The following is a 2,441-nucleotide window of genomic DNA, read 5'->3' on the forward strand; positions in this document are numbered from 1 at the left end:
CTTCCTGCTGACTATTCCGAAGTGAAAACAGCAAATGGAGATGGGACTACAACTTGGACGAAACGCCAAGTATACACTGAAGCGAAACTAGATGGCGGTATGAAATTCTTCATTTACGAATATACTCGTCAACTTGATAAAGATGGAAATGTAACAAGTGTAACTACTCCTGATCGTCCAATGACGGAATATGTTTCTCAAAATACTAACCAAGCTGGCGATGGTATGTCAGTAACTATTACTTTTGACAAACATTCAAACACATGGACATCATCAGATGGAACAGAAGTTACTGCTAAAAAGTTGGGTGATGATTCATGGGAAGTTCATACTAAATCAGGTTTTGGTGGAATCATTAGAGGAACAATCGCAACTAACTCAGATGTTGCGACTGTTGTCAATACGAAACCAACTGCAAGCTCACAAGATTATACTTCTACTAAAGGAACTGCGGTAGATCTCCGTAATGAAGCAAAAGCTGCAGTGACAATCTCTGATGCAGAAGATACTAAGTACGGAAAAACAACTTACATTACTCGTATTACAGTAACATCTCCTTCAGGAGTTCAGAAGGTTTATGACACTAAACAAGATGCAAACAACTATAATCTTGCTAGTGGTTATACACTGAGTGAAGTGGGAGTCTATACAGTAACAGTTGATGTTATTGATAGTAATGGCAATTACACAACAGATGCTACAATAGGTGGAACTGAATCTGGTGTGGATCATGGGGCTGGCTCATCAACAGCTACAACAACTTACCACATCACAGTAACAGACACGATTGAAGGTCATAATGTAACATCCACAGATGTTCAAGGAGCGACTCAAACAGGTACTCCAACCTTTACATCTGTTGGTGATGGCTCACCTGTGGCACCAAGTGCTACTTCACCTGTTAAGTTGGTAGATCCTACCACTGGTAAGTTAGTTGACCAAGTAACAATTGATGGTCAAGGAACATACACAATTAATAATGAAACTGGTGTTGTGACATTTGTTCCGTTGAAAACATTCACAGGTACAGCAACCCCAGTGACTGTATCATTAACAGCAACTCTTGGTCAAGATAAAGATGGACAACCTATTACCGCTACAGCGACAGCAACATATACTCCAACTGTTACACCAGTTACTCCAACAGCAACTCCTGCAGAATCAACTGGTATCCAAGGCGCTACTCAAACAGGAACGGTAGCATTCAAAGAAGGACACTCTGTTGCTCCAATCAAGCCGAACTCAGCTGTTCTTCTTGATAAGAATGGTACTCCGGTAGCACCTGGAGCTTCAGTAGATGCTTTGGATGAGAATGGTAACAAAGTAGGGGAATATACAATTGACCCAACTTCAAATACTGTAACATTCAGTCCAACCGATAAGACTTACAAAGGTAAAGTCCAACCTGCAACAGTTCAGGCTGAAGATGAGAATGGTACAAAAGTTAAGACAACTTATACTCCACATATTGTAGGTGTTACTCCAACAGCAGAACCTGCTAAGTCAGTTGATGTCCAAGGAGCAACTCAAGAAAGTACTGTAACATTCAATGGTGGTACGACTACACTGGATGGTAAACAGGTGACTGTAGATATTGACCCAGCTACTTTCACTCTTTTAGATGAAACCGGAACTCCAGCAACATCTGTTCCAGCTAAAGACCCTAGTGGAAATGTTATTGGTACATATACTCTGAAAACAGTTGGTGAACAAGCCGTTGCAGTCTTTACCCCAACTGATAAGACTTATAGTGGTGAAGTTCAACCTGTGCGTGTACAGGCTAAAGATAAAAATGGTATTTCGGTTGAAACAACTTACACACCATTGATTACGCCAGTTACACCAACAGCAACTCCAGCAACTTCTGAAAATATTCAAGGAGCAACACAAACAGGCACTCCTACATTTGTTCAAGGTGATGCAATTGCACCAATTAAACAAGGTTCAGTAAAACTTCTTAATAAAGAAGGAAATGAAGTTCCTGCAGGTCAGACAACTCCAGCTTATGCTGAAGATGGGACTACTGAAATTGGTACATTCTCTATTGATCCAACAACTGGAAAGGTAACCTTTAGTCCAACGGATAAATTGTATTCTGGTAAGGTTACTCCAGCAACTGTGCAAGCAGAAGATGAAAATGGAACTAAAGTGACGACAACTTACACGCCACAAATTATCCCAGTAAATCCTATTGGAGTTCCTGCGACTTCTGAAGATGTTCAAGGTGCAACTCAAACTGGAAAACCAGAATTCCAAGGTGGAACTGCAGTTGTCAATGGAAAAGAAGTTACTGTTGAGATGAATGACACTGTTCCAGCTAAATTGATTGATTCTAAAACTGGAAATGTTGTGGATTCTATCACTATTCCGGGTGAAGGTACTTATACTGTAGCACCGGACGGAACAGTAACCTTTGTTCCTGAAAAAACCTTTACAGGTCA

At 40.6% G+C, this 2,441-nt stretch carries 1 pseudogene; it reads left to right on the forward strand.

Annotation, left to right across the window (positions count from 1 at the left end):
- Positions 1-2,441, forward strand: a pseudogene (locus SORDD27_RS01265) (YSIRK signal domain/LPXTG anchor domain surface protein); the annotation flags it as partial.

The organism is Streptococcus oralis (assembly GCF_001579025.1).
In the GTDB taxonomy this organism is placed as follows: domain Bacteria; phylum Bacillota; class Bacilli; order Lactobacillales; family Streptococcaceae; genus Streptococcus; species Streptococcus oralis_X.